The sequence below is a fragment of the Nonomuraea sp. NPDC001636 genome, from assembly GCF_040298265.1.
GTDB lineage: Bacteria > Actinomycetota > Actinomycetes > Streptosporangiales > Streptosporangiaceae > Nonomuraea.
Map to the genome: position 1 here is coordinate 1 of NZ_JBEOZT010000083.1, position 2,910 is coordinate 2,910.

Consider the following 2,910-nt stretch of genomic DNA (forward strand, 5'->3'; position numbering starts at 1 on the left):
CATCGGTTGTTCCACCGACATGAGCAAGAACGACGATAGATTTAACGCCGAGACGTTTTAATTGTTGTGTTGTTTTATTGTAGAGTAGGAAGCGAGCGCCTTGTCATATTGCTATGATAGGTTTCTCAAAACCCCTCACCGAACCGTACGTACTCCTCTCAGAGTATACGGCTCTCCATCAATTGCTTGTCAAAGTTATTTTTTTCTGTTTTTCGCTATAAGTTCTACTCTCATATCATAGTGAATTTCATTATGGCAATCCTCACATACGGCTAATGTTTTGCGTCTACGGGCAATCATTAATTTTTGCCATTTGGCTTTGCCTTTCTCAACATCTTTCATTTTTCGGACATGGTGCATTACTAAGTTAGAATCGGTTTTACCACAATGTTCACATTTGTTGGCTGACAACCTATCCATAAGACTAGTTGTTGACATATGAACTCTTGAGGCTAACAAGTTGTCGATGTTATTTTCTTGTGTTTTCATCTTAGTTATATCAACCGTTCTAAATCCTTCCCTGTAGAAAGAATGAGAGTGTTGTTTGCCTTTTTTATCTTTGTAATTGACTATGAATACACCGTTTTTGCAATATTTCCCCTTAATTTTTCCGATTGAGCTTTTATATTTATTGGCGAATGTTTTATACATGCTGTATTCTAGAACGTAACTGAATTTTTGGAGTACCGTTGAATTAACTGCATATTTGTAGTAGTTGTACATCCCTCTGATCTGTAATACATAATTATGTAGTATTTCCAAATCATCTAGGTGTGCCATTTCCGGTCTATGCTTTGGTTTCCAAGTTTCTTTCCCATTCACATACTTCATTTCTAAAACATTCAGGGCAAGTAATTTATTTCGCCATGTTTCATGGGGGATTTCAAGTCTTACTTTTAGATTGTGATGTCTTCTTTTTGCACCTTTCACCGAGTATTTGGTAAATAACTCGTTTCTAGTGATATTGACGTTGTACCCAAGAAATGTTGCTTTCTTGCTAGAGTGGGTGATAAGTGTTTTTTCTTCTGATAAAGTTAATTTTAATTCTTCATTGAGAAATTGAGCTATATCAGATTTAATGGCTTTGGCATCATCTTTACTGCCGATTATCATTACAATAAAGTCATCAGCATATCTAACATATTTTAGTGACTTAAATTTATCCGACATTGGATTGTAGTAGGGACGTTGTCCCCTTTCCTTAACCCATTCGTTGACTTGCTCGATTAATTCCTGAGCTTCATTGTGTTTACCTTGTTCTCTTAGTAAGTCTGCTTTCTTACGCCCTCTTTTTATTTTGAGGTGTAAGTATTGATATCTTTTATCAACTTCTCTGTCTTTTGGTTGACCTTTTCCGAACTTTTCAGCGTATTTTTCCATGTATATATCTAGTTCGTTTAGATATATGTTGGCAAGAAGAGGACTGAGAATCCCTCCTTGTGGTGTTCCACTGAATGTTTTGTGGAATTGCCAATCCTCCATGTACCCAGCTCTTAGGAACTTCCATATTAATCCGATGAGTGTTTCGTCATTGATACGTTTTCTTAGTAGGTTAATTAGGATATGGTGGTCGATATTGTCAAAGAAACCTTGAATATCACCTTCAATAAACCATTTAGTTCCATTACCACTCTTTTTAATTTGTTTCAAAGCTGTATGACAACCCCTATTTTTCCTGAATCCATGTGAGTTCTCAGAGAAGTTTGGTTCATAAATTGCTTCTAAGATATACTTTATTACTAATTGGACAAGTTTATCGTCAAATGTCGGTACCCCAAGAGGACGTTTTTTCTTACTCCCATTTTTATCAATATATACTCGCTTAACAGGAGTAGGTTTATAGTTACCATTTTTAATGTTGTTGATGATTTTAGATACTCTATTTTTTGAGAAGCCATCAACAGTTTTATTTATGGTTCCTCTGGTCATATTACCTGGATTGGCATATATTTCTTGATAACCTTTATAGTAGAATTCTGGATTATAAAGATTTCTATATAATCTTTTGAACTTATAGTTTTCTTTAATAGTATTCTTCGACAAGGTGTTCAATACATAAACTGGATTTCTCATCAGCATCTCGCTTCCTTCCTGTTTATTATCATCATGAACTAATTGACTACCTTCCTTCGCCATCCTGATTTCACAACCATGACCTAACGTAATTTGTCATACGTTAGTGTGATAGGCTTTCCCTATCTCTGACTACTACGAAGGCTCCGTTACCATATGGAATATTCAAGAGCCACATTTCTTGGTTTTTACCTTGAAATCATCCTCTATAGCCATAAATGGCGCTTCCACTTAGGTAATCCCCATTTAGTACCTTGTAAATAGTTTGTAGTAATGTCGGTTGGGACTTTCAATCTTTACTAATGTACTTTAGTTGGTTCTCTAGTGTGAAACACACCTCTCTCCACAAAAAATAGATGAGCTGAACTAGAGACATATCGTTTCAATGTCTATTTCGATATGGTCGTCGATAAGACCCCTTGATTTATCCTTCACGCAGTTTAGCATTCAACCTTGTTTACCACGGTACACCTAGAAATTCAGTCGCACTCATGACATTAGAGTGACTTATCCCGTTGCAGCCATGCTACACTCCCCGCTCACTTTCGATTACGGATAAGGCTACCGGTGTCGGGTTGTTATCTTGTTTCACTTCACCCGCTGATTTACTAAATCAGAGTTTACAAGGCCCTTATGGGCGCACTTTAGTTTCTATGATATCTGGATCGGCAACTACTATTTCACCGTTTAATTGGAAAATACTCATCATTTGAGCAATATGCTGTAAAATTAATCCACCATTTCCTCCAGCACCTACTAATACAATATGCGGTACAATCTTCTTTCCTTCTGCAATATCAATAACAATACTCATTTTTATAGCCCCCTATTTTTCTT

2 protein-coding genes are annotated in these 2,910 nt (G+C 36.3%); both read right to left on the reverse strand.

The window, feature by feature from the left end:
* Positions 1-195 precede the first annotated feature (195 nt).
* Positions 196-2,136: a reverse transcriptase domain-containing protein gene (locus ABT158_RS51060; protein WP_352366734.1), complete on the reverse strand. Its 1,941-nt coding sequence runs from the start codon at positions 2,134-2,136 to the stop codon at positions 196-198.
* Positions 2,137-2,704: 568 nt separating this feature from the next.
* Complete coding sequence (locus ABT158_RS51065) at positions 2,705-2,887, reverse strand: ubiquitin-activating E1 family protein (protein ID WP_021728117.1); 183 nt, start codon at positions 2,885-2,887, stop codon at positions 2,705-2,707.
* Positions 2,888-2,910: the final 23 nt, after the last annotated feature.